The 20,285-nt window shown below is 43.6% G+C and carries 16 protein-coding genes; 14 read left to right on the plus strand and 2 right to left on the minus strand.

What is annotated here, in order from left to right; all coding sequences use genetic code 11:
• Positions 1-40 precede the first annotated feature (40 nt).
• The 6 genes from rlmD (at position 41) to N483_RS22855 (ending at position 8,060) form a co-directional block, all read left to right on the plus strand.
• Positions 41-1,354 (plus strand): 23S rRNA (uracil(1939)-C(5))-methyltransferase RlmD, encoded by a 1,314-nt coding sequence (gene rlmD, locus N483_RS22830; RefSeq protein WP_023397144.1) that lies wholly within the window; start codon positions 41-43, stop codon positions 1,352-1,354.
• A 6-nt stretch (positions 1,355-1,360) separates the two neighbouring features.
• Positions 1,361-3,517, plus strand: a complete 2,157-nt coding sequence (relA, locus tag N483_RS22835) for a GTP diphosphokinase (protein ID WP_023397143.1) — start codon at positions 1,361-1,363, stop codon at positions 3,515-3,517.
• A gap of 9 nt (positions 3,518-3,526) precedes the next feature.
• Positions 3,527-4,306 carry a nucleoside triphosphate pyrophosphohydrolase gene (mazG, locus tag N483_RS22840; protein WP_023397142.1) on the plus strand — a complete coding sequence of 260 codons (780 nt, stop codon included), beginning with the start codon at positions 3,527-3,529 and terminating at the stop codon, positions 4,304-4,306.
• Between the two features lie 114 nt (positions 4,307-4,420).
• On the plus strand, positions 4,421-6,055 hold the full coding sequence (locus tag N483_RS22845; protein ID WP_023397141.1) for a CTP synthase: 1,635 nt from the start codon (positions 4,421-4,423) through the stop codon (positions 6,053-6,055).
• Between the two features lie 147 nt (positions 6,056-6,202).
• Positions 6,203-7,495 (plus strand): phosphopyruvate hydratase, encoded by a 1,293-nt coding sequence (gene eno, locus N483_RS22850; protein WP_023397140.1) that lies wholly within the window; start codon positions 6,203-6,205, stop codon positions 7,493-7,495.
• A 181-nt stretch (positions 7,496-7,676) separates the two neighbouring features.
• Entirely contained in the window at positions 7,677-8,060 is a 384-nt protein-coding gene (locus tag N483_RS22855) for a hypothetical protein (RefSeq protein ID WP_023397139.1), read from the plus strand.
• Positions 8,061-8,119: 59 nt separating this feature from the next.
• On the opposite strand, the gene mutH is transcribed toward N483_RS22855, so the two are convergent.
• Positions 8,120-8,794 carry a DNA mismatch repair endonuclease MutH gene (gene mutH, locus N483_RS22860; protein ID WP_023397138.1) on the minus strand — a complete coding sequence of 225 codons (675 nt, stop codon included), beginning with the start codon at positions 8,792-8,794 and terminating at the stop codon, positions 8,120-8,122.
• Positions 8,795-9,219: 425 nt separating this feature from the next.
• Here mutH and rppH point away from each other — a divergent pair, with 425 nt between their 5' ends.
• The 8 genes from rppH to N483_RS22900 all read left to right on the plus strand — a co-directional run bounded on the left by rppH (position 9,220) and on the right by N483_RS22900 (position 19,964).
• On the plus strand, positions 9,220-9,738 hold the full coding sequence (gene rppH, locus N483_RS22865) for an RNA pyrophosphohydrolase (protein ID WP_023397137.1): 519 nt from the start codon (positions 9,220-9,222) through the stop codon (positions 9,736-9,738).
• A gap of 13 nt (positions 9,739-9,751) precedes the next feature.
• Positions 9,752-12,037, plus strand: coding sequence for a phosphoenolpyruvate--protein phosphotransferase (ptsP, locus tag N483_RS22870; RefSeq protein WP_023397136.1), 2,286 nt, complete (start codon positions 9,752-9,754; stop codon positions 12,035-12,037).
• Positions 12,038-12,205: 168 nt separating this feature from the next.
• The gene (locus N483_RS22875) at positions 12,206-13,018 is read left to right on the plus strand and encodes a sulfite exporter TauE/SafE family protein (protein WP_036974841.1); all 813 of its coding nucleotides are present in this window, start codon (positions 12,206-12,208) and stop codon (positions 13,016-13,018) included.
• 9 nt (positions 13,019-13,027) lie between these two features.
• A complete protein-coding gene (gene lgt / locus N483_RS22880; RefSeq protein WP_023397134.1) occupies positions 13,028-13,822 on the plus strand; it encodes a prolipoprotein diacylglyceryl transferase in 795 nt (264 codons plus the stop codon).
• A gap of 115 nt (positions 13,823-13,937) precedes the next feature.
• Entirely contained in the window at positions 13,938-14,357 is a 420-nt protein-coding gene (locus N483_RS22885) for a hypothetical protein (RefSeq protein WP_023397133.1), read from the plus strand.
• Between the two features lie 146 nt (positions 14,358-14,503).
• Positions 14,504-14,992, plus strand: coding sequence for a DUF411 domain-containing protein (locus N483_RS22890; protein WP_023397132.1), 489 nt, complete (start codon positions 14,504-14,506; stop codon positions 14,990-14,992).
• Positions 14,993-15,074: 82 nt separating this feature from the next.
• Entirely contained in the window at positions 15,075-16,799 is a 1,725-nt protein-coding gene (locus N483_RS22895) for an efflux RND transporter periplasmic adaptor subunit (protein ID WP_036974839.1), read from the plus strand.
• A gap of 12 nt (positions 16,800-16,811) precedes the next feature.
• A complete protein-coding gene (locus N483_RS22900; protein ID WP_023397130.1) occupies positions 16,812-19,964 on the plus strand; it encodes an efflux RND transporter permease subunit in 3,153 nt (1,050 codons plus the stop codon).
• 59 nt (positions 19,965-20,023) lie between these two features.
• Here N483_RS22900 and N483_RS22905 read toward each other — a convergent pair whose 3' ends face one another.
• Entirely contained in the window at positions 20,024-20,218 is a 195-nt protein-coding gene (locus N483_RS22905) for a hypothetical protein (RefSeq protein ID WP_023397129.1), read from the minus strand.
• Positions 20,219-20,285: the final 67 nt, after the last annotated feature.

Below are 20,285 nucleotides of genomic sequence, written 5' to 3' on the forward strand. Positions count from 1 at the left end.
GCGAGTTCATTGGTGTTTAGCAATGTATAAGGGGCGGTACATGGCACAAATTTTTCGTGCTAAAAAAGCATCAGTGAAAGGTCAGGTCATTGAAGTGTCAATTGAATCACTTGATCATCAAGGGCGAGGCGTAGCAAAGCATAATGGCAAAGTTGGGTTTATTGAAGGTGCTTTACCCAGCGAGCAAGTTAAAGTGCGTATTAACCAGCAAAAAGCCAAACTATTTGAGGGCAGTGTTGCAAAAGTTGTTAAACCAAGTGAGCAGCGTGCAATCCCATTTTGTCCCCACTATCAAGAATGTGGCGGCTGTTCGCTACAACATTTGGAGAAGTCTGCACAGCTAGCACACAAACAGCTTGCGGTTGGCAAACTGTTTGCCAAGTTTTCAGGCACGAGTGAGTTACCATGGAGCTTACCTATATCCAGTGATGGCTCGCACTATCGACGTGCAGCTCGAATAGCAACGTACTTTGACAAAAATGAGAAAGTGCTCAAGCTTGGGTTTCGCGCTGCAAAATCAAAAAAACTCGTCAATGTCGCTGAATGCGGTGTATTGACAAAAGTGTATCAATCTATCTTTGTTGACTTAAGAGCCATACTAAATCGTCACCCTCAACTTCGTAGCATTAGTCATATTCAATTATGCGAGGCTGATAACGCGCCTTTTGTTTTGTTCCGTCATACAAAAGCAATTGATTGTGCAGCCAAGCAAATCGTTACTGACGAGTTTGATAAAAAAGGCTGGCAAGTATTATGGGATGACGGCAACGCTGAAGTATCTTATGCATTGTTACCTCAATATGCAGTGGATGAAACTCAATTTGAATTTAAGTTGGACAACTTTATCCAAGTTAATGCAGCGGTGAACGAAGCAATGTTACATCAGGCAGTGACTTGGCTCGCGTTATCGGGAAAAGAGCAGGTGCTTGACCTGTTTTGTGGCATAGGTAATTTTTCCTTACTGTTTGCAAAACAAGCAAAGAAAGTCATAGGAGTCGAAGGGGTTGCTTCTTCTGTTGCAATGGCTACGCAAAATGCGCACACTAACGATATCGACAATGCGCAGTTTTTCCAGTTTGATTTGACCCAAGATATGGCAACAGCAGAGTGGTTCAGCAATGAGTTAGATACTTTAGTGTTAGACCCGTCACGAACGGGGGCTTATGATGTCCTCAAACAAATGCCACTGAAGCAATTCAACAAGGTTTTATACGTGTCATGTGATCCGGTTACCTTGGCAAGAGACAGTGCGCTTATTTTGGCCGCTGGGTTTACTGTTAGCAAAGTCGCACTGATGGATATGTTCCCTCACACCGGGCATATTGAAACAATGGCGTTGTTCCAAAGGAGGTAGTCAATAATGGTAGCGACTCGCCAATCTCACCACGCAACACTTCCGGCTGATTTTGACGCGCGTTTGGCGTTGTTAAGTTTGTCTGAAGAAAAAACTGATCGACTCAATGAAGCATATGCTTTATGTCCCGCGGAGACCGATGGGGATCTGCTGGAGAAAGCCATTGAAATGGTTGAGATTTTGGCTGAGCTGAATTTTGACTCAGAATCCCTTGCAGGGGCGTTTCTAACCCCCTATTTTCTAGCGCAGCAATTAGATATTGAAGCGATTGAAAAGTCTTTGGGCGAAAATATCGCGCTGTTATTAAAAGGTGTGGAGCAAATGGCTTCAATAAGCACCTTGGCGCATCAAAGCAAAGGCAATGTCCAAATAGACAAAATCCGTCGTATGTTGCTTGCGATGGTAGAAGATGTGCGTGCAGTTGTGATCAAGTTGGCAGAGCAGATCTGCTATTTGCGCAGTGTAAAGGATGCCTCAGAAGAAGAGCGCGTCGTGGCGGCAAAGACCACCGCGAATATTTTTGCGCCGCTAGCAAACCGTTTAGGCATTGGTCAACTTAAGTGGGAACTTGAGGACCTTTCTTTTCGTTATCTACACCCAGAAAGTTATAAAAAAATTGCCAAAAAATTGGCCGACAAACGCCTTGCTCGTGAAGCATATATGAGTGATATGGTTGCAGCGGTACAACAAAAATTGACTGATGCGAATGTCACGGCAGAAGTTTATGGCCGTCCGAAGCACATCTACAGTATTTACAAAAAGATGTCTCAAAAAAACTACGAGTTTGAGCAGCTATTTGATATACGCGCTATGCGCATTGTGGTAGAACAATTGCAGGATTGCTATGCGGCACTAGGTATCGTACATACTAACTGGCGTCACCTCAATAAGGAGTTTGACGACTATGTTGCGACCCCTAAGCCAAACGGCTATCAGTCAATTCACACTGTCGTATTTGGCCCTGAAGGAAAAACAGTCGAAATCCAGATCCGCACCCATGATATGCATAAAGATGCGGAAATGGGGGTGGCTGCACACTGGATGTATAAAGAAGGTGCGCTGCCTGGTCGCGGCTCCGGCTATGAACAAAAGATAAGCTGGCTAAGAAAACTACTGCAATGGCAAGAAGAAGTTGTTGATGGCAGTGAATTTGCCGAAGAGTTAAAGAACCAAGTTGTTGAAGATCGGGTTTATGTCTTCACGCCACGCGGGGATATTTTTGATCTACCGCTGGGGTCAACTCCGCTCGATTTTGCCTACTACATACACTCCAATGTAGGACATCGCTGCATTGGGGCGAAAGTGTTTGGCAAAATAGTGCCTTTTACTTACAAACTTTCAACTGGGGATCAAATTGAGATCTTAACCCAGAAAAACCCCTCACCGAGTCGTGATTGGCTCAATCCGTCTTTGGGATATATATACTCTTCTCGTGCGCGCAGTAAAATCCATCACTGGTTCAAACAGCAAGACAGAGATAAAAACCTACAAGCGGGTAAGGAAATTCTTGATAGTCACCTACAAAAGCTGGATATCAGTTACAAAGAGTTAGAGCCTGCCATCGAGCGCTTTAACTTTAAAGAGTTGGACGACTTGATGGTGGCGATTGGTGCGGGGGATGTACGTATCAATCAGTTTTTGAACTTTATTCAAGATAAACCAGAATCTGAGCCTAAATTAAAGCTAAGCACCCGTAAAAAGCACAAAGGTGATAAAAACGGCATTGTAGTCGAAGGTGTGGGTAGCTTGCTCAGTCACGTTGCAAAGTGTTGCCAGCCTGTACCGGGTGACGCCATTGTTGGCTATATCACTCAGGGGCGGGGTATTGCGGTACACCGTGCCGATTGTGACTCATTTGCTCACATAACGGAGCTACACCCGGAGCGCGAAATTGCAGTCAGTTGGTCTGATGATGTGCAATCATTCTATGAAATCACTATTCGGATAGAGGCCAATGATAGGCAGGGGCTTATCCGAGATATTAGTGCGATTTTAGCGAATGAAAAAGTCAATGTACTCAATATGAATGTGCAAACTCAACATGAAAAAGGGGTGGCAATCTTTACAATGAAAATTGAAGTCGGCGATTTATCCGCAACCAACCGTTTACTGACAAAGCTTCTACAAACAGAAGGCGTGTTTGAAGCCAAGCGCCAGCATTAGGGGGATTTGATGAGTGATAATATACAGCGTCTTGTAGACATTATGGTTACTTTACGCGACCCTGAAAGAGGTTGCGATTGGGATAAGCAGCAAGACTTCAGTTCGATTGTTCCTCACACCCTAGAAGAAGCGCATGAAGTGGCTGATGCCATAGAGCAGAGAGATTTTGCTGCACTCAAAGATGAGCTCGGAGATCTGCTGTTTCAAGTTATTTTTTATGCCCAGTTAGGCAAAGAGGCTGGCCTGTTTGATTTTGAGTCCATTGTCGCAGGACTCAATGAAAAGCTTGTGCGTCGTCACCCTCATGTGTTCGACAAGAAAGCATCTTTGACAGAGCAAGAGTTGGATGCTCAATGGGAGGCAATTAAACAGTCCGAACGTAAAGAGAAAAAAGCATTCGGCGATGATGTGATCCAAGGGCTGCCGGCATTAACAAGAGCTAAAAAAATACAAAAACGCGCAGCTTCTTTGGGGTTTGACTGGCCTGATTATCATGGCGCACTGGATAAGGTTGAAGAAGAAGTAGACGAAGTAAAGGAAGCTATGGCACAGGATCCGTATTCAGAACATAGCGCGGAAGAGCTTGGCGACCTGCTTTTCGCGACAGTGAATGTTATTCGTCATGCGAAACGTGATCCCGAGCAGTTATTGCGTCAGGCTACCAGAAAATTTAGCAATCGATTCATCCAGATAGATGAGGTTTTAGCCAAGCGAAACCTGACCTTAGAGGAAGCTAGCTTAGAGCAAATGGACGATGCTTGGGAGCACATAAAAAAGCGCGCAAAGTAATCTCGGTGTTTGAGTAGACAATTTTTGCTGGATTGCTAATCGCGCTTTTGCTATACTATTGCCCCGTCTTGATTCTTATTTAAATTCCATTTTCCTTGATATTCTAGGGTTCGCATGAGTACAAAATTTATCTTCGTAACGGGCGGAGTTGTTTCCTCCTTGGGTAAAGGTATTGCAGCTGCTTCATTAGCTGCGATTTTAGAGGCACGTGGCCTTAACGTGACTATTCTTAAGCTGGATCCTTATATCAATGTTGACCCGGGCACAATGAGCCCTATTCAGCATGGTGAAGTTTTCGTAACTGAAGACGGGGCTGAAACTGACCTAGACCTTGGTCACTATGAGCGCTTTATTCGCACCAAAATGACTAGTCGTAACAACTTTACGCAAGGTCGTGTATTTGAAGACGTTTTACGTCGTGAACGTAAAGGCGAGTACTTGGGCGCAACAATCCAAGTTATCCCACATATTACCAATGACATTAAGCGCCGAGTAATTGAAGGTGCAGAGGGCCATGATATCGCGATCGTAGAGATCGGTGGTACGGTTGGTGATATTGAATCACAGCCATTCCTTGAAGCGATCCGTCAGCTTGGGACTGAACTGGGTCGTGAGCACGCATTATTTATGCACCTAACGTTAGTGCCTTTCCTTGGTGCAGCTGGTGAAGTAAAAACTAAACCGACTCAGCACTCAGTAAAAGAGTTACGCTCAATTGGTATTCAGCCAGATATCCTAGTCTGTCGTTCTAATTGTAAGTTGCCGGCAAATGAAAGAGCGAAAATTGCACTCTTCACTAACGTAGAAGAAAAAGCAGTAATCTCGCTTCAAGATGTTGATAGCATCTACAAAATCCCAGCGTTGTTAAAGTCTCAGGAACTAGACAACCTAGTTTGTCGCCGTTTCTACCTTGAATGTCCTGAAGCTGATTTATCTGAGTGGGAACAAGTGCTTTATCAAGAGTCTAACCCGACAGGTGAAGTAACAATCGGTATGGTGGGCAAGTATATTGAGCTTCCTGATGCATACAAATCAGTTAACGAAGCTCTTAAGCACGCAGGTTTGAAAAACCGTGTAACAGTTAATATTGAATATGTTGACTCTCAAGATATCGAAAGCAAAGGTACTGAGCGACTAGACCACCTTGATGCAATTCTAGTTCCTGGCGGATTTGGTAATCGTGGCGTTGAAGGCAAGATCCTTGCTGCTAAATATGCCCGTGAAAACAAAGTCCCTTATTTAGGCATTTGCCTTGGTATGCAAGTGGCACTAATTGAATATGCGCGTAATGTTGCAGGTTTAGAAAATGCTAACTCTACTGAGTTCGATGTGAATACGCCAAGTCCAGTCGTTGGTTTGATCACCGAATGGCTAGATGCAGATGGTAATGTTGAAACTCGTACCGAAGAGTCAGATCTTGGTGGGACAATGCGTTTGGGTGCTCAGCTATGTCATTTAGCTGAAGGCTCTAAAGTACGTGAAGTATATGGTAGTGCAGAAATCACAGAGCGCCACCGCCATCGCTACGAAGTGAACAACAATTTTGTTGAGAAACTAGAGCAAGCAGGGTTGGCATTCACTGGTTTATCTGAAGACAAAAAGCTAGTGGAGATCATTGAAAATAAAGATCACCCTTGGTTTATTGCAGCTCAGTTCCACCCTGAGTTTACCTCGACCCCTCGCGATGGACACCCATTGTTTGAAGGGTTTGTTGGTGCAGCATTCAGCTACCAAAAAGAAAACTCTTAAGAGAAAAAGCCGTGCACGAGTGCACGGCTTTTTTGTTTAAATACCTTAGGTATTGCTATGCGACTGAAACACACAAAGGCGGTTGCATAGCAATGCAAATTAAGCAGAAATAAAAACACTCACCACTTTGGGAAAAGAGGAATCAAGATGTCAAAAATCGTAAAAGTGATTGGCCGTGAAGTTATGGACTCACGTGGTAACCCAACCGTTGAAGCCGATGTTCATTTAGACTCGGGTGCTTGGGGCCGCGCGTGTGCACCATCAGGTGCATCAACAGGAACTCGCGAAGCACTTGAATTACGTGATGGTGATAAGTCTCGTTACTTGGGTAAAGGTGTACTTACAGCAGTAAACTTTGTAAATAAAGAAATTGCACAAGCGCTAGAAGGCCAAAATGCGCTAGAGCAACGTGCTGTTGACCAAATCATGCTTGACCTAGATGGTACTGAAAACAAAGAAAAGCTAGGTGCAAACGCAATCTTAGCTGTATCTCTAGCAACAGCTAAAGCTGCTGCGCAAGAGAAAGGTGTTGCATTGTACGAGCACATTGCAGACATTAATGGCACAGCAGGTCAGTTCTCAATGCCAGTACCTATGATGAACATCATCAACGGTGGTGAGCATGCTGACAACAATGTTGATATTCAAGAATTTATGGTTCAGCCTGTTGGCGCTTCAAGCTTCCGTGAAGCATTACGTATGGGTGCAGAAATCTTCCATAGCCTGAAAAAAGTATTGAGCGCACGCGGTTTAAATACAGCTGTTGGTGACGAAGGCGGCTTTGCACCTGATCTTAAGTCAAACGAAGAAGCGTTAGAAGTAATCGTTGAAGCAGTTGCGGCTGCAGGTTATGAAATGAACAAAGACGTGACGCTTGCACTTGATTGTGCATCTTCTGAGTTCTACAAAGATGGTAAGTATGACCTAAGTGGTGAAGGTAAGGCGTTCGATTCAGAAGGTTTTGCTGATTTCTTAGCTGATCTTGCTGCACGTTACCCAATTGTGTCTATTGAAGATGGCCTAGACGAGAGCGACTGGGATGGTTGGAAGATCCTAACAGACAAAATTGGTGAAAAAGTGCAGCTTGTTGGTGACGATCTATTCGTAACTAACACGAAAATCTTAAAGCGTGGTATCGATGAGAAGATCGGTAACTCAATCTTGATCAAATTTAACCAAATCGGTTCTCTTTCTGAGACGCTTGATGCAATTAAGATGGCGCAAGATGCAGGCTTCACAGCGGTTATCTCTCACCGTTCAGGCGAGACAGAAGATGCAACAATTGCTGATTTAGCAGTTGGTACGGCGGCAGGCCAAATCAAAACTGGTTCTCTATGTCGTTCAGACCGTGTTGCTAAATACAACCAGCTTCTACGTATTGAAGAGGCATTAGGTGACAAGGCTGTTTACAATGGTCGTTCAGAGATCAAAGGTCAGTAAGACTTAATATTTGATATGTATTGTTGAAAAGCCCGCTGTACGCAAGTACAGCGGGCTTTTTTTATTGCATTTATCAAGTGGCTCTAAGGTAGATTGGAGATGGGTTGTCAATGAAAATAATATAGGTACAATTACTGTCGGCTGGATAGCCAACTCAAATAACTAAAAAGGAAAATAAAAAATGATACATAAAGTCTCTACTCTTGCCGCTTTATTTTTAGGTGCTACGCTGAGTTTCAATGCAGCAGCCACTAAAACTCACTACTGCTTTGGCAAAGTATCCAACGTACACTTGACTAAAAATGGTTCCGTTTCAGCCTCTTTTAGTGGTATTGGTAGCACACCTTTGAGCGTAACAAACTCTGTTGTGTGCAGCTTACAAGGTGGTTCTGACGGCCATACTAGTGAGTATTGCCATGCGATGTACAGCGCTTTATTACTGGGGTTGTCGACTCAAAATACTGTGACTATGTGGTTTAAAAACAATGAGAGCAGTTGTCCTACAGGGGATTGGACTTCACTAGTATCAAAAGGTTTATACCATTTCAGAATTGTTAAAGCCTAATACTATTGTGGGCTTCACTCTACCAGTATAGGGTGGATAATTGCGAATTAAGCTGATGCTTAATTCGCAAATTGATTGACCAAAATCGTGTGTGTAAATTGCGTTTTTAAATAAAACCCTCTGGGCAATGTTTTGATTAATCCACCTCGTGGACCAATTGCATCAGTTAAAACTTTACTGTTGGCCGCTTTTGGCCTGATCTGCATGACCTCTCCTAAGTGACCTGATATTTCATCTACGCGTCCAAGTGCGATTAATTCGATTTGTTCTTCCCAATCACGTTGCAATTGCGCCTCTTGCTGCGCATCAGGTTGCCATAAAAATCCAGTGCCAATAGTTCTATCAATCGGGGGAATATCACGCTCAGCTAGGATTGGAAGCCAAAGTACATGATTGAGTTTTTTCTTAACGCTCGAGCTTTGCCATGTTAATCCCGTCAGGTTGGTCAGTGGCACAACAGACACATAGGTTGTTTCAAGGGGCTTTCCTGCATAACTGAGTGGTAAGGTTTTGAGTTCTATGCCGATATGTTCAAAATCAGGCACAGGCTTTGAACCTGCACTGGCGCCCAATACATATTCTAATAGCTGTCCGGGCCAGCCTTTTTCTCGTAGTAAATCATCTGGACTTTTAAAGTGATATTGAGCAGCTAGCTCACCCAGAGTTAACCCGGCGATCGTCTCAACACGCTGCAATAATTCTGAAACACTAGTTGGCGGAGCGGGTTTTAGCATTGCTTTACTTACCTAATATAGAAGTAGGGAAATTTTATCAGAATATAAAGGGGTTGTGGATTAAGTTGGGTTGGTTGTTTTTTGAACTGAGTTTGTTTGGTGGTATTTTAAACAGCTTTTAGTGGGGTGTGAATAGTTTAAGTTTATGATATTTATGTGTTTTATTGGTTTTTGATAAGATTTAGATGATTGCGAATCAACAAGAATTTGGATAAATACAGATATATGAACAATATTATCCACAGTTTCTGTGGAGAAGTTAGCTTTTTAACTGTAAATCTGTGGATTTGTTTGTAAAATGTGCTTGATGGTATTGAGTTATGCACAAGCTGTGAGTAACTTGAGTAAAAGCGGGAATAATATTTGCTGATGCCAGCTATATATGGAACAATCAAATAAAATAGACATAAGAATGAGGCGCTAAGGTGATTGATGCCGAAGGATTTCGTGCCAATGTGGGAATTGTAATATGTAATAACCAAGGGCAAGTATTTTGGGCAAGGCGCTATGGTCAGCACTCTTGGCAGTTTCCCCAAGGAGGTGTAGATGAAGGTGAGACCCCTGAGCAAACTATGTATCGCGAGCTTCACGAGGAAGTGGGGTTAAGGCCTGAGGATGTCGAAATTGTAGCCAGCTCTAAGCACTGGCTCAGATACAAATTGCCAAAAAGGTTAATTCGTAAGGATTCAAGTCCTGTTTGTATAGGGCAAAAGCAAAAATGGTTTTTACTCAAACTTAGGTGTAAAGACGAGGAAGTTGACCTATTGAGAACTCACCATCCCGAATTCGATGATTGGCGGTGGGTAAGTTACTGGTATCCGGTAAGGCAAGTGGTGTCATTTAAAAGAGATGTTTATCGTAGGGTTATGAAAGAGTTTGCACCATTTGCAATGCCGTTTAATCGCAAAGAACATAGCCATAAAGATCATTGGCGAAGACGATAGATAGGGTAACAAAGTGCTAGCAACGTTAAGGTCAATTGCGCAGTCAGTTTCTCAACAAGATAACTTAGGTGACGCTCTAAACCTTTTCGTTGTGATGGTAAAGCAGGCCATGCACACGGACTGCTGCTCAATTTACTTTGCGGACTACAGTCAAGACAATTTCGTTCTTATGGCTAGTGATGGCTTAAACCCCGAAGCTGTAGGCCAATTCAGGATTGGATTTACAGAGGGGTTAGTTGGCCTAGTCGCACAGCGCGAAGAAACGATTAACATCGCCCAAGCGCAGGTGCACCCTCGTTTTAAACACTCTCCTGAGGTTCAAGAAGAAGGTTTCAATGCCTTCTTATCGGTGCCAGTTGTCCACCAACGAAAAGTTCTCGGTGTGATTGTAGTGCAGCAAAGAAACACGCGAGAATTCAGTAACGACGAGGAGTCATTTTTAATCACCTTGTCTGCCCAGTTAGCGTCTCAATTGGCCCATGTTGAACTACAAACGTTGTTAAAACAAGACGCGACCAATCACAAAACATCTGTGTTAAAAGGTGTTGCCAGCACCCCAGGAATTGCACTTGGTAAAGCGTACGTCGTGTTGCCCAAACTGGACTTTTCCAGTATCGAATCAACAAAAAATACCAATCTGAGTGAACAAAAAAAGTTATTTAAACAAGCTGTGGATGCAACTAGACATGAGTTTCATGTGCTTGCTAATCGCCTATCGTTATCTTTACCCAAAGAGGCATTGGCTGTCTTTGAGGTTTATCAACAGCTTTTAGATGCGCGTAGTCTAGGTCAGCAAGTTAACAAAGAGTTAGAGCTCGGCTGGGATGCGAAATCTGCGCTAAAACATGTAATTGAAGATCTGGTAACTCAATTTGAGGCAATGCAAGATCCTTATATCAAAGAACGAGCAGTGGATGTAAAGGATTTAGGGTTAAGAGTATTACATCATTTGGTTAGTACTGAGTCGGTAACAAAGTCATATCATGAGCAGACCATTTTAGTCGCGGAGACACTCACTCCCGCCATGTTAGCACATGTACCTAAAGACAAATTGGTAGGGGTGATCAGTGTTCATGGTTCAGCGAATTCTCATGCTTCAATATTAACTCGGGCAATGGGGATCCCGGCAATTTGGGGGATTGAAAATATCCCACTACTGCAGTTTGAAGACAAGCCCATCATTCTTGATGCTTATGCTGGGAGAGTATATGTTTCTCCATCTAAAGTACTGACTCAAGAATATGAGGCACTTCGGCAAAAAGAAAGCCAACTGCATGATAAGTTTGATGCGGAACATGATTTGCCGCCCATTACCCTAGATGGAGAGCGCATCAGCTTACTATTAAATGCGGGGCTTGATCTTTCTTCAGAACATATGAGCGCAAAGTACAGTGACGGGGTCGGTTTATATCGTACCGAATCTTGGTTTATGCAACGGGGACAATTCCCATCTCAAGCAGAGCAAGAGCAGTGTTACCGAGAAGTGTTGTCTCTATATCATCCTGAACCCGTTGTTATGCGTACTTTGGATATCGGCGGAGACAAAGTCTTAGATTATTTTGACATTGAAGAAGAAAACCCATTTTTGGGCTGGCGTGGAATAAGGGTTACACTGGATCACCCAGAACTTTTTCTCGATCAGCTAAAAGCGATGATTAAGGCAAACGCAGGGCTCGGTAATTTACGAATTATGCTGCCAATGATAGGTCATACGGAAGAAGTGGATGATGCGCTGGCTCTGCTTGAGCAAGCCTATTTTGAACTACAAGAGGAATGGGCTGATCAGTTTTATCAGATAGATAAACCTGAAATTGGGGTCATGATAGAGGTGCCTTCAAGTATCTTTTTGTTACCTGAGTGGGCAGAAAAAGTCGATTTTTGCTCTGTGGGTAGTAATGACCTAACGCAGTATTTACTGGCAGTAGATAGAGCCAATTCACGTGTTGCTAAACTCTTTGAACCATATCATCCTAGCGTACTAAGGGCGCTAAATCGCATTGCCACAGATTGCCAAGCACTGGAATTACCTTTTAGTTTATGCGGAGAGCTGGGCTCAGAACCTGAAGGCGCGATTTTACTCGTGGCTATGGGTTATCGCAGGTTGAGTATGAATATTTCGGCGTTGAATAAAGTAAAATGGGTGCTTAGAAGGCTCAAGGTGACTGACATGGAAGCCTTACTTGAGCAATGTTTGAGCGCATCAAGTGCGATTCAAGTACATCGTTATTTACGAGAGTTTATTATCGCTCAGGGCTTAAGCGAAATCATCTATACGCAATCAGGGCCAAAGAACGTTTAGATTCTAAAATCGGTTTTTTCATGGAACGAGTCGTGAGCTGAATGAATAGCGTTTAGAGTTTAGTTAAAGAACGCTATTTTTGAATCAAGAGAATAGGTGTGCAGGCTCACAGCAGATGCGTTAACATAGGGCACAACAATAACAAAGAGCATCATAATGAACATCATTATGTCTATTAACGCACCTTTGGTTTTAAGCTGTGCGTTACTCGGTTGTGTGGTCGGTTTTTTAGCTGGGTTGCTTGGTATTGGTGGTGGCCTCATTATTGTTCCGGTCCTATCGGCAATATTGGTCAGTTTTTCAATATTACCCACTGAGCAAGTCATCGTAGTGGCAATTGCGACCTCATTAGCCTCAATATTATTTACTTCAACGTCTTCAGCAATTGCACATCACCGAAATGGCAATGTACCTTGGACTATAGCACCTTGGGTGGTGGGCGGTGTCGCGATAGGTGCGCTTTTAAGTGGCTTTTTTACCACCTTAATCCCTGCTTTGATCATCAAATGGATATTTTTACTGTGTGTGATTTTAATCGCTGCAAAAATGGTTATTTCAAGCCGTAAAGTCGAACAAAACGTCACTCGAAGTTTACCCAGCGGTGCGATGATTACTGGCATAACGAGTATAATGGGCGCGCTCTCAGCCATGATTGGCATTGGAGGAGGGGTGCTTGTAGTACCATTGCTTAACTATTTTTCTATAGATATGAGAAAAGCCATAGGGTGTGCCGCGGTGAGTGGTATTGTAATTGCTTTGTTTGGCAGTATTGGTTATATCGTTGCGGGTAGCGAAAAGTTAACTTTGCAACAAGGCTTTTTGGGATATATTTACTTACCGGCTTTATTTGGTATTGTACTGACTTCTTGGTTTACTGCACCACTAGGTGCTAAAGCCACACATTATTTACCAGTAGCAACAATTAAAAAGGTGTTTGCATTCATTCTCATCGTGATTGCAGGCAAAATGTTATTTTATTGAGGGAAAGCGATGGCTTTGCAGTTTCCGGAAATTGATCCGATTATATTTTCAGTCGGTCCACTAAGTGTCCGTTGGTACGGCCTTATGTACTTAATTGGTTTTGCATTTGCGATGTGGTGGGCAAATAAAGAAGCTGATAAACCCAACTCGGGCTGGACGAGAGAACAAGTCAGTGACTTATTATTTTATGGCATGTTAGGGGTCATTTTAGGCGGCCGTATTGGCTACGTGCTATTTTACAACTTCTCTTCCTTTTTATCAGATCCGCTGATGCTATTTAAAGTATGGGAAGGAGGAATGTCTTTCCACGGCGGCGCACTGGGCGTCATCACCGCGATTTTTATTTTTGCATGGCGAACTAATAAGTCCCCTTTGGCTGTGGGCGATTTTGTGGTGCCTATGGTACCAGTGGGGTTATTGGCAGGCAGGATCGGTAACTTTATTAACGGTGAATTGTGGGGACGACAAACGGATGTACCTTGGGCGGTAATTTTTCCTTCGGGCGGCAATGTTCCAAGGCACCCCTCCCAATTGTACGAAGCGTTTTTTGAAGGTTTGGTGTTATTCTTAATTCTTGTTTGGTATCGCAAACAGCCGCGTCCAGCAGGTAGTATTGCAGGACTATTCTTATTGGGCTACGGCGTGTTTAGGTTTGCAATTGAATACTTCCGTCAACCTGATGCCCATATTGGGTTGCATGCCGGTATTATCTCACAAGGGCAAATATTGTCGTTGCCAATGATAATTGGCGGCCTGGGCCTGATGATTTGGGCGCATCGCCGAGAAGCAGTTAAAGCTGCTTAATTACATGCTTATGGTCTTTGCTAAGTGAGTAAATTACTCACTTAGCTAGGCAGTGTTTTATTCTTTGTCGATTTAGCGTTATAGTAGTGCTACAAAAATCAAAGGTATCAGACTTGTGAGTGATCGCAAATTATCAAAAACAATACATAACCCTGTGCAACTGGTATTAGTTGTTGCAGTGTTTTTGATGTTTGTATTTCAGCCATTGGTGCAGGCAAAAATGATATGTGATCATGATATGCCCATAGCTTCTACAGCGGTGGCCATGCATGATGTTCACCAGAGCATAACGCAGTCTCATGACCACAGTAGCGGTATGCACCATGATACTTCTATGGCAACACACAGTGATATGGATTGTTGCAAAACTGATTGCACTTGCCCTACCAGTTTGTGTGCGCCGTTTTCTCTTTTTATCAGTGAAGCGAATATCTTTTCTACAATCAATTTAGCGACAGACAAACCTGTTTCTGGCTATGTTGGTTCACCTAACCAATTTATCAACTCCGTATATAAACCCCCCATTTTGGTGTGATCCTAGGGTTATTGCGCCCTAAATGTCTTGTATAAAAATTGGTCACCTTGATATCTGCCTATTAGCCTGTGCTGTGAACGCATTGGGTTCTAGTTTTAGCGATATGTGTCGGTGGCTATAGATCACAACTAAAAATGAGTTCCAGCATGTATAAATTTAAATTTGTAGCACTTGTGCTATGCCTTTCAGTTATTTTTGGCTTTCAAAGTCCAGTAAGCGCAACACAAAGCGCCGAGCGTCCGATGTTAAAAGTATACAAAACCCCGACATGTGGCTGTTGTACGAAGTGGTTAGCACATTTAACTCAGTTTAACGTATCTCACCAAATATATGATTTACCTAACTTAAGCGAGGTTAAACGCAAGTTGGGGATCCAAGCCCGTTATCAATCTTGTCATACTGGGGTGAGCGACAATGGTTATGTTTTTGAAGGGCATATCCCAGCAAAGTTTATTAAACAGTTCTTATCTAATCCGATAGAAAATGCCATTGGGTTGTCTGTTCCGGCTATGCCGCTTGGTTCTCCGGGCATGGAAGTAGGGAAGCGTTTTAACCCATATCAAGTGTTGATACTAATGAAAGACGGCAGCAGTAAGGTATTTGCCACCGTGACTGAATATAAGGAGCAGTTCTAATGGCCGTTATCTATGAGCAATGCATGCCATTTCCCAAACAGCAACCAAGTTTAATTAGCAAAGGTTTAGGAGGAGTACGATGATGTCTTCTGCAATAAAAACGCTTTGTACGGCTATAATTGGGATTGCGATAGGCGGCCTATCGGCTACGTTATTTATGGAGGTACAACCGCTCAGTGATAAAGAAGCAACACCGGAAGGCGAGAAGAAGCCGCTTTATTGGGTGGCACCGATGGATGCAAATTATCGCCGTGACCAACCGGGAAAATCTCCGATGGGCATGGACCTAGTGCCGGTTTATGACGAACCTCAAGGACAAGATGAGTTTGGCCCTGGCGTAGTAAAAATAGCTTCTCATGTGGTTAATAACTTAGGGGTGAGAACGGCGACCGTAAAGCGAAGCTCACTGCAAACCTCAGTAAGTACCGTGGGCTATGTTCAGTATGATGAACACGAGTTGGTGCATATCCATCCTCGTGTAGATGGTTGGGTAGATAATTTATACGTCAAAGCGATAGGTGATGAAGTCGAGCAAGGACAGGCTTTGTACGATTTATATTCTCCTGAATTGGTGAATGCTCAAAAAGAAATGCTCGTCGCGTTGAAGCAATCAGATCAGCAGCTGATAGATGCAGCGCGTAAGCGGCTTCGAGCACTTAAAATGTCAGTGGACTTCATTGAAAAGCTGATAAAGACCAAGCAAGTTCGTCAAACAGTTACATTTTACACACCGCAATCCGGCGTGGTTGAAAACCTTAAGATCCGCGAAGGTTACTATGTACAACCTGGCACGACGATGATGAGCATAGGCAAGCTAGATCAGGTTTGGGTTGAAGCCGAAGTTTTTGAGCGCCAAGCTGCGATTATCAAACCCGGGCTACCAGTTACAATGGGGTTAGACTACTTACCAGGCAAGTCTTGGCTCGGCGAAGTAGATTACGTGTATCCCAGTTTAGACGCTCAAAACCGTACTTTGAGAGTTAGACTCAAATTTGATAATCCAGGTTTAATACTCAAACCAAATATGTTTGCGCGCGTTGATATTGAAGCTGACCCAACACATGGGGTTTTAACGGTTCCGGCCAGTGCAGTGATCCGAACAGGCGCCCAAAATCGAGTTGTACTGGCGCTAGGCGACGGTCAGTTTAAATCCATTGAAATAGAAATTGGCAGAATTAATGATACTGCTATTGAGGTAGTGTCAGGGTTGGCAGAAGGTGAAGAGGTGGTTACCTCCGCACAGTTTTTGATTGACTCAGAATCAAGTAAAACATCTGATTTCAAAAGAATGCAGTTTGAGGAGCGCCCCAAATCGGTTTGGATGCAAGGTGAAATAAATAGCGTGATGGTGTCGCATCGTAAAGTCAATATTACCCATGAACCCGTTGAGGTGTGGGACTGGCCTACCATGACCATGAATTTTAATGTTGCCAAAGCCGTTGAGATAGAAACTTTACAGTCTGGTCAGTTATTGCATTTTGAAGTCACGGAACAAGATAACGGCGGGTATGAAGTAACAGGTATTCATATAATGGCACAAGCTAAGACCCCGACGGCAACAGTAAAGGGGGTTATTAATCATGTGGATCAGAAAGGACGTATTTTGAATATCAGTCGAGAAGCCATCGATAAGTGGAATAGACCTGCGGCGACAATGGATTTTGTGGTGGCTGATACGCTTGAGTTCAAAGAATTCAATGTAGGTGATGAAATCTTATTTACCTTTGAAGTCAAAGATGACCTAGTCATTGTCGCCATACAGGTAGCAGACGATGAGCAAGTGCATGATAGTCATGCACATCATTGATAGGAGCCGAGCGTGATTGAATCAATTATCAAATGGTCTGTAAACAATCGCTTGTTGGTGGTGCTGATGACACTAGTGTTGACGTTTGGCGGGATCTATTCGCTAAAACATACGCCTGTCGATGCGATCCCTGACTTATCTGATGTGCAGGTGATTATCAAAACCAGTTATCCAGGTCAGGCACCGAAGGTGGTGCAAGATCAGGTAACCTTTCCGCTCAGTACAGCGATGTTGTCGGTTCCCGGCGCTAAAACTGTGCGTGGCTTTTCCTTTTTTGGCGATTCTTATGTCTATATTATTTTTGACGACGACACCGACCTTTACTGGGCGCGAAGCCGAGTTCTTGAATACTTGAATCAAGCCGCTGCCAGTTTACCTGACTCAGCAAAACCACAGCTTGGCCCCGATGCTACTGGGGTTGGTTGGATCTATATGTATGCGCTGACTGATAGTTCAGGAAAGCACGACCTTAGCCAGCTGCGCAGTATCCAGGATTGGTTTTTAAAGTATGAACTGCAGACGGTATCAGGGGTGTCTGAAGTCGCCACCGTAGGTGGGATGGTAAGGCAGTATCAAGTAGAAATAGACCCAAACAAACTGAGAGCATATGACATCCCTTTGAGCTTAATTGAAATAGCACTCAAGCAGGGTAACCAAGAAACGGGGGCTTCGGTAATCGAATTGGCAGAAGCCGAGTATATGGTGACTGCTACCGGGTATATAGGTTCGATCAGGGATATTGAGCAAATCCCGTTGGGTGTCAGTATTAAAGGTACCCCACTGACAATTGGGCAAGTCGCACAAGTGCGTTTGGGGCCGCAAATGCGCCGAGGTGTTGCAGAGCTTAACGGTGAAGGCGAAGTCGTTGGTGGAATTGTAGTGATGCGTTCAGGAGAAAATGCACAGGCGACCATCGAGGGGGTTAAAGAAAAACTACAGTCGTTGAAGCAGTCTTTACCAAAGGGTGTAAAAATAGTGCCTGTTTACGATCGCTCTCAGCTAATTGAGGCGGCAGTTGATAACTTATGGCAAAAATTGACGGAAGAGTTAATTGTCGTGGCTGTGATCTGCGTGGTTTTTTTATTCCACCTAAGGTCGTCTATTGTGGCGGTGATCTCATTGCCACTCGGAATACTGGCTTCTTTTATCATCATGCACCTTCAGGGAATAAACGCCAATATCATGTCATTGGGAGGTATTGCCATAGCGATCGGCGCCATGACTGACGGGGCGATTGTGATGATTGAAAATATGCATAAACATATGGAAAAAACGCCACTGACTGATGAAAACCGCTGGGAAATAGTTACCAAGTCAGCATCAGAAGTGGGCCCTGCATTGTTTTTTAGTTTGTTGATAATTACCGTTTCATTTTTACCTGTATTTATATTGGAAGCTCAGGAAGGGCGAATGTTTGAACCGCTTGCCTATACAAAAACGTATGCTATGGCTGCATCGGCTGGGTTAGCTATTACCTTGGTGCCTGTGCTCATGGGGTACTTCATTCGCGGTAAGGTACTTTCAGAAAAGAAGAATCCTATAAATCGCATGTTAATAGCCCTGTATATGCCCGTACTAAAGCAGGTGATGCGATTTCCTAAAAGCACCATTCTATTAGCGGTTGTGGTATCTGTTGTGGGCTTTTATCCGGTGAGTAAAATCGGCAGCGAGTTTATGCCACCACTAGATGAAGGCGACTTAATGTACATGCCCACGACCTACCCGGGAATATCGATTGGCAAAGCGCGTGAGTTATTGCAGCAAACTGACAAATTGATCCGCACAGTACCTGAGGTAGAGAATGTTTTTGGTAAAGTAGGGCGTGCAGAAACTGCAACAGATCCGGCACCGCTCACTATGATTGAAACCTTTATTCAATTGAAGCCTAAATCGCAATGGCGCGAAGGTGTGACCACAGAGAGCTTGCAAGCTGAACTAGATAGCCTCGTTAAATTCCCTGGGCTGACGAATGCGTGGGTAATGCCAATTAAAACGCGGATAGATATGTTGGCAACTGGGATTAAAACCCCTGTTGGTATCAAAGTCGCAGGTCCAGATCTTGCGGTCATTCAAGATATTGGTCAGCAAATTGAACGTATTTTACCCGCAGTTGCCGGAACCGCGTCGGTGTACTCTGAGCGAGTTGCTGGTGGCCGATATATTAAGGTGGATATTTCCCGAGTGCAGGCCAGTCGTTTTGGATTAAATATTGCCGATGTTCAGCAAGTGGTATCGACTGCGATTGGAGGCGCTGTTGTGACACAAACTATCGAGGGGCAGGAGCGTTACCCTATTAATATTCGCTATCCACAACATTACCGCGACTCACCGGAAAAGCTCGCCATGTTGCCTGTGATCACGCCATCAGGAAAACACATTACGTTAGGTGACGTCGCTGAGGTTTATATTGATACCGGACCTGCGAGTATAAAAAGTGAAAATGCGCGTTTGAATGGGTGGACATATATCGATATTGACGGAATTGATGTCGGCACTTATGTACGAAATGCAAAGGCTTATTTATCGACAGAACTTGATCTACCTGCTGGTTATTCGATTATTTGGGCTGGTCAATATGAGTATATGGAAAGAGCAAAAGCAAAGCTTTCATATGTATTGCCTCTCACGCTCGCAATCATTGTGATTTTACTTTATTTGAATTTTAAAGCACTAAGAGAGGTGATGTTGATACTGATAACCCTGCCTATGGCCATGATTGGTGGAATATGGTTAATGTATTGGGAAGGGTTTAATTTCTCGGTGGCTGTGGGGGTTGGCTTCATTGCGCTTGCCGGCGTTGCAGTAGAGATAGGCGTGATCATGTTGGTCTATCTCAACCAAGCACTCAAAGATCTCAAAGAAAACGCGCAAAATAACGCCACCGTTATTTCAGATACAGACTATATGAATGCGCTAATTTATGGGGCCGGGTTGAGAGTTAGGCCTGTTATGATGACGGTTACAACCATTATTGTTGGGTTACTACCAATATTATATGGAACTGGAACGGGTTCTGAAGTGATGAGCCGTATTGCCGCGCCTTTAGTAGGCGGTATGACAAGCGCTGTTGTACTTACGCTTATTGTCCTGCCCGCCTTTTATAGCCTTTTGAAGCGCCAAGATATTGTAAAGTTTAATCAAAGTATTGCTATTAATAACGGCTAATTGGGTGTTTAACTTAAAGAAGCAATGTTCAAATGAACCTTGCTTCTTTTTTGACGTCGTTACGACGCGACAGGGCAATCTTGCTCCCTTGCCGTGAAGCAGCCACTGTTGTGTACCGCATTGATACATGTTCCTTGACCTACTGTAGGACACAAGTCAGGTTCACCACCAGCAACAAAGTTTGTAACTTTTGGTTGTAGTGCTTTATCACTAGATAGTTTTTTTAGGGGGGTTTTCTTGATTGTAAGCTTCATAATTTTCCTTATATATATTGATTAAAGCAAATCTAAGCTAGCAAGAAAAAGTACACAAATGAACTGC

Source organism: Pseudoalteromonas luteoviolacea NCIMB 1944 (genome assembly GCF_001625565.1).
GTDB classification, from domain to species: domain Bacteria; phylum Pseudomonadota; class Gammaproteobacteria; order Enterobacterales; family Alteromonadaceae; genus Pseudoalteromonas; species Pseudoalteromonas luteoviolacea_F.

Coding starts and splice junctions, on each gene's coding strand:
- N483_RS22845 (WP_023397141.1), top strand. CDS start 4,421: ATGAGTACAAAATTTATCTTCGTAACGGGCGGAGTTGTTTCCTCCTTG.
- mutH (WP_023397138.1), bottom strand. CDS start 8,794: ATGCTAAAACCCGCTCCGCCAACTAGTGTTTCAGAATTATTGCAGCGT.
- N483_RS22895 (WP_036974839.1), top strand. CDS start 15,075: ATGTCTTCTGCAATAAAAACGCTTTGTACGGCTATAATTGGGATTGCG.
- N483_RS22855 (WP_023397139.1), top strand. CDS start 7,677: ATGATACATAAAGTCTCTACTCTTGCCGCTTTATTTTTAGGTGCTACG.
- N483_RS22890 (WP_023397132.1), top strand. CDS start 14,504: ATGTATAAATTTAAATTTGTAGCACTTGTGCTATGCCTTTCAGTTATT.
- N483_RS22875 (WP_036974841.1), top strand. CDS start 12,206: ATGTCTATTAACGCACCTTTGGTTTTAAGCTGTGCGTTACTCGGTTGT.
- relA (WP_023397143.1), top strand. CDS start 1,361: ATGGTAGCGACTCGCCAATCTCACCACGCAACACTTCCGGCTGATTTT.
- rlmD (WP_023397144.1), top strand. CDS start 41: ATGGCACAAATTTTTCGTGCTAAAAAAGCATCAGTGAAAGGTCAGGTC.
- mazG (WP_023397142.1), top strand. CDS start 3,527: ATGAGTGATAATATACAGCGTCTTGTAGACATTATGGTTACTTTACGC.
- N483_RS22905 (WP_023397129.1), bottom strand. CDS start 20,218: ATGAAGCTTACAATCAAGAAAACCCCCCTAAAAAAACTATCTAGTGAT.
- lgt (WP_023397134.1), top strand. CDS start 13,028: ATGGCTTTGCAGTTTCCGGAAATTGATCCGATTATATTTTCAGTCGGT.
- eno (WP_023397140.1), top strand. CDS start 6,203: ATGTCAAAAATCGTAAAAGTGATTGGCCGTGAAGTTATGGACTCACGT.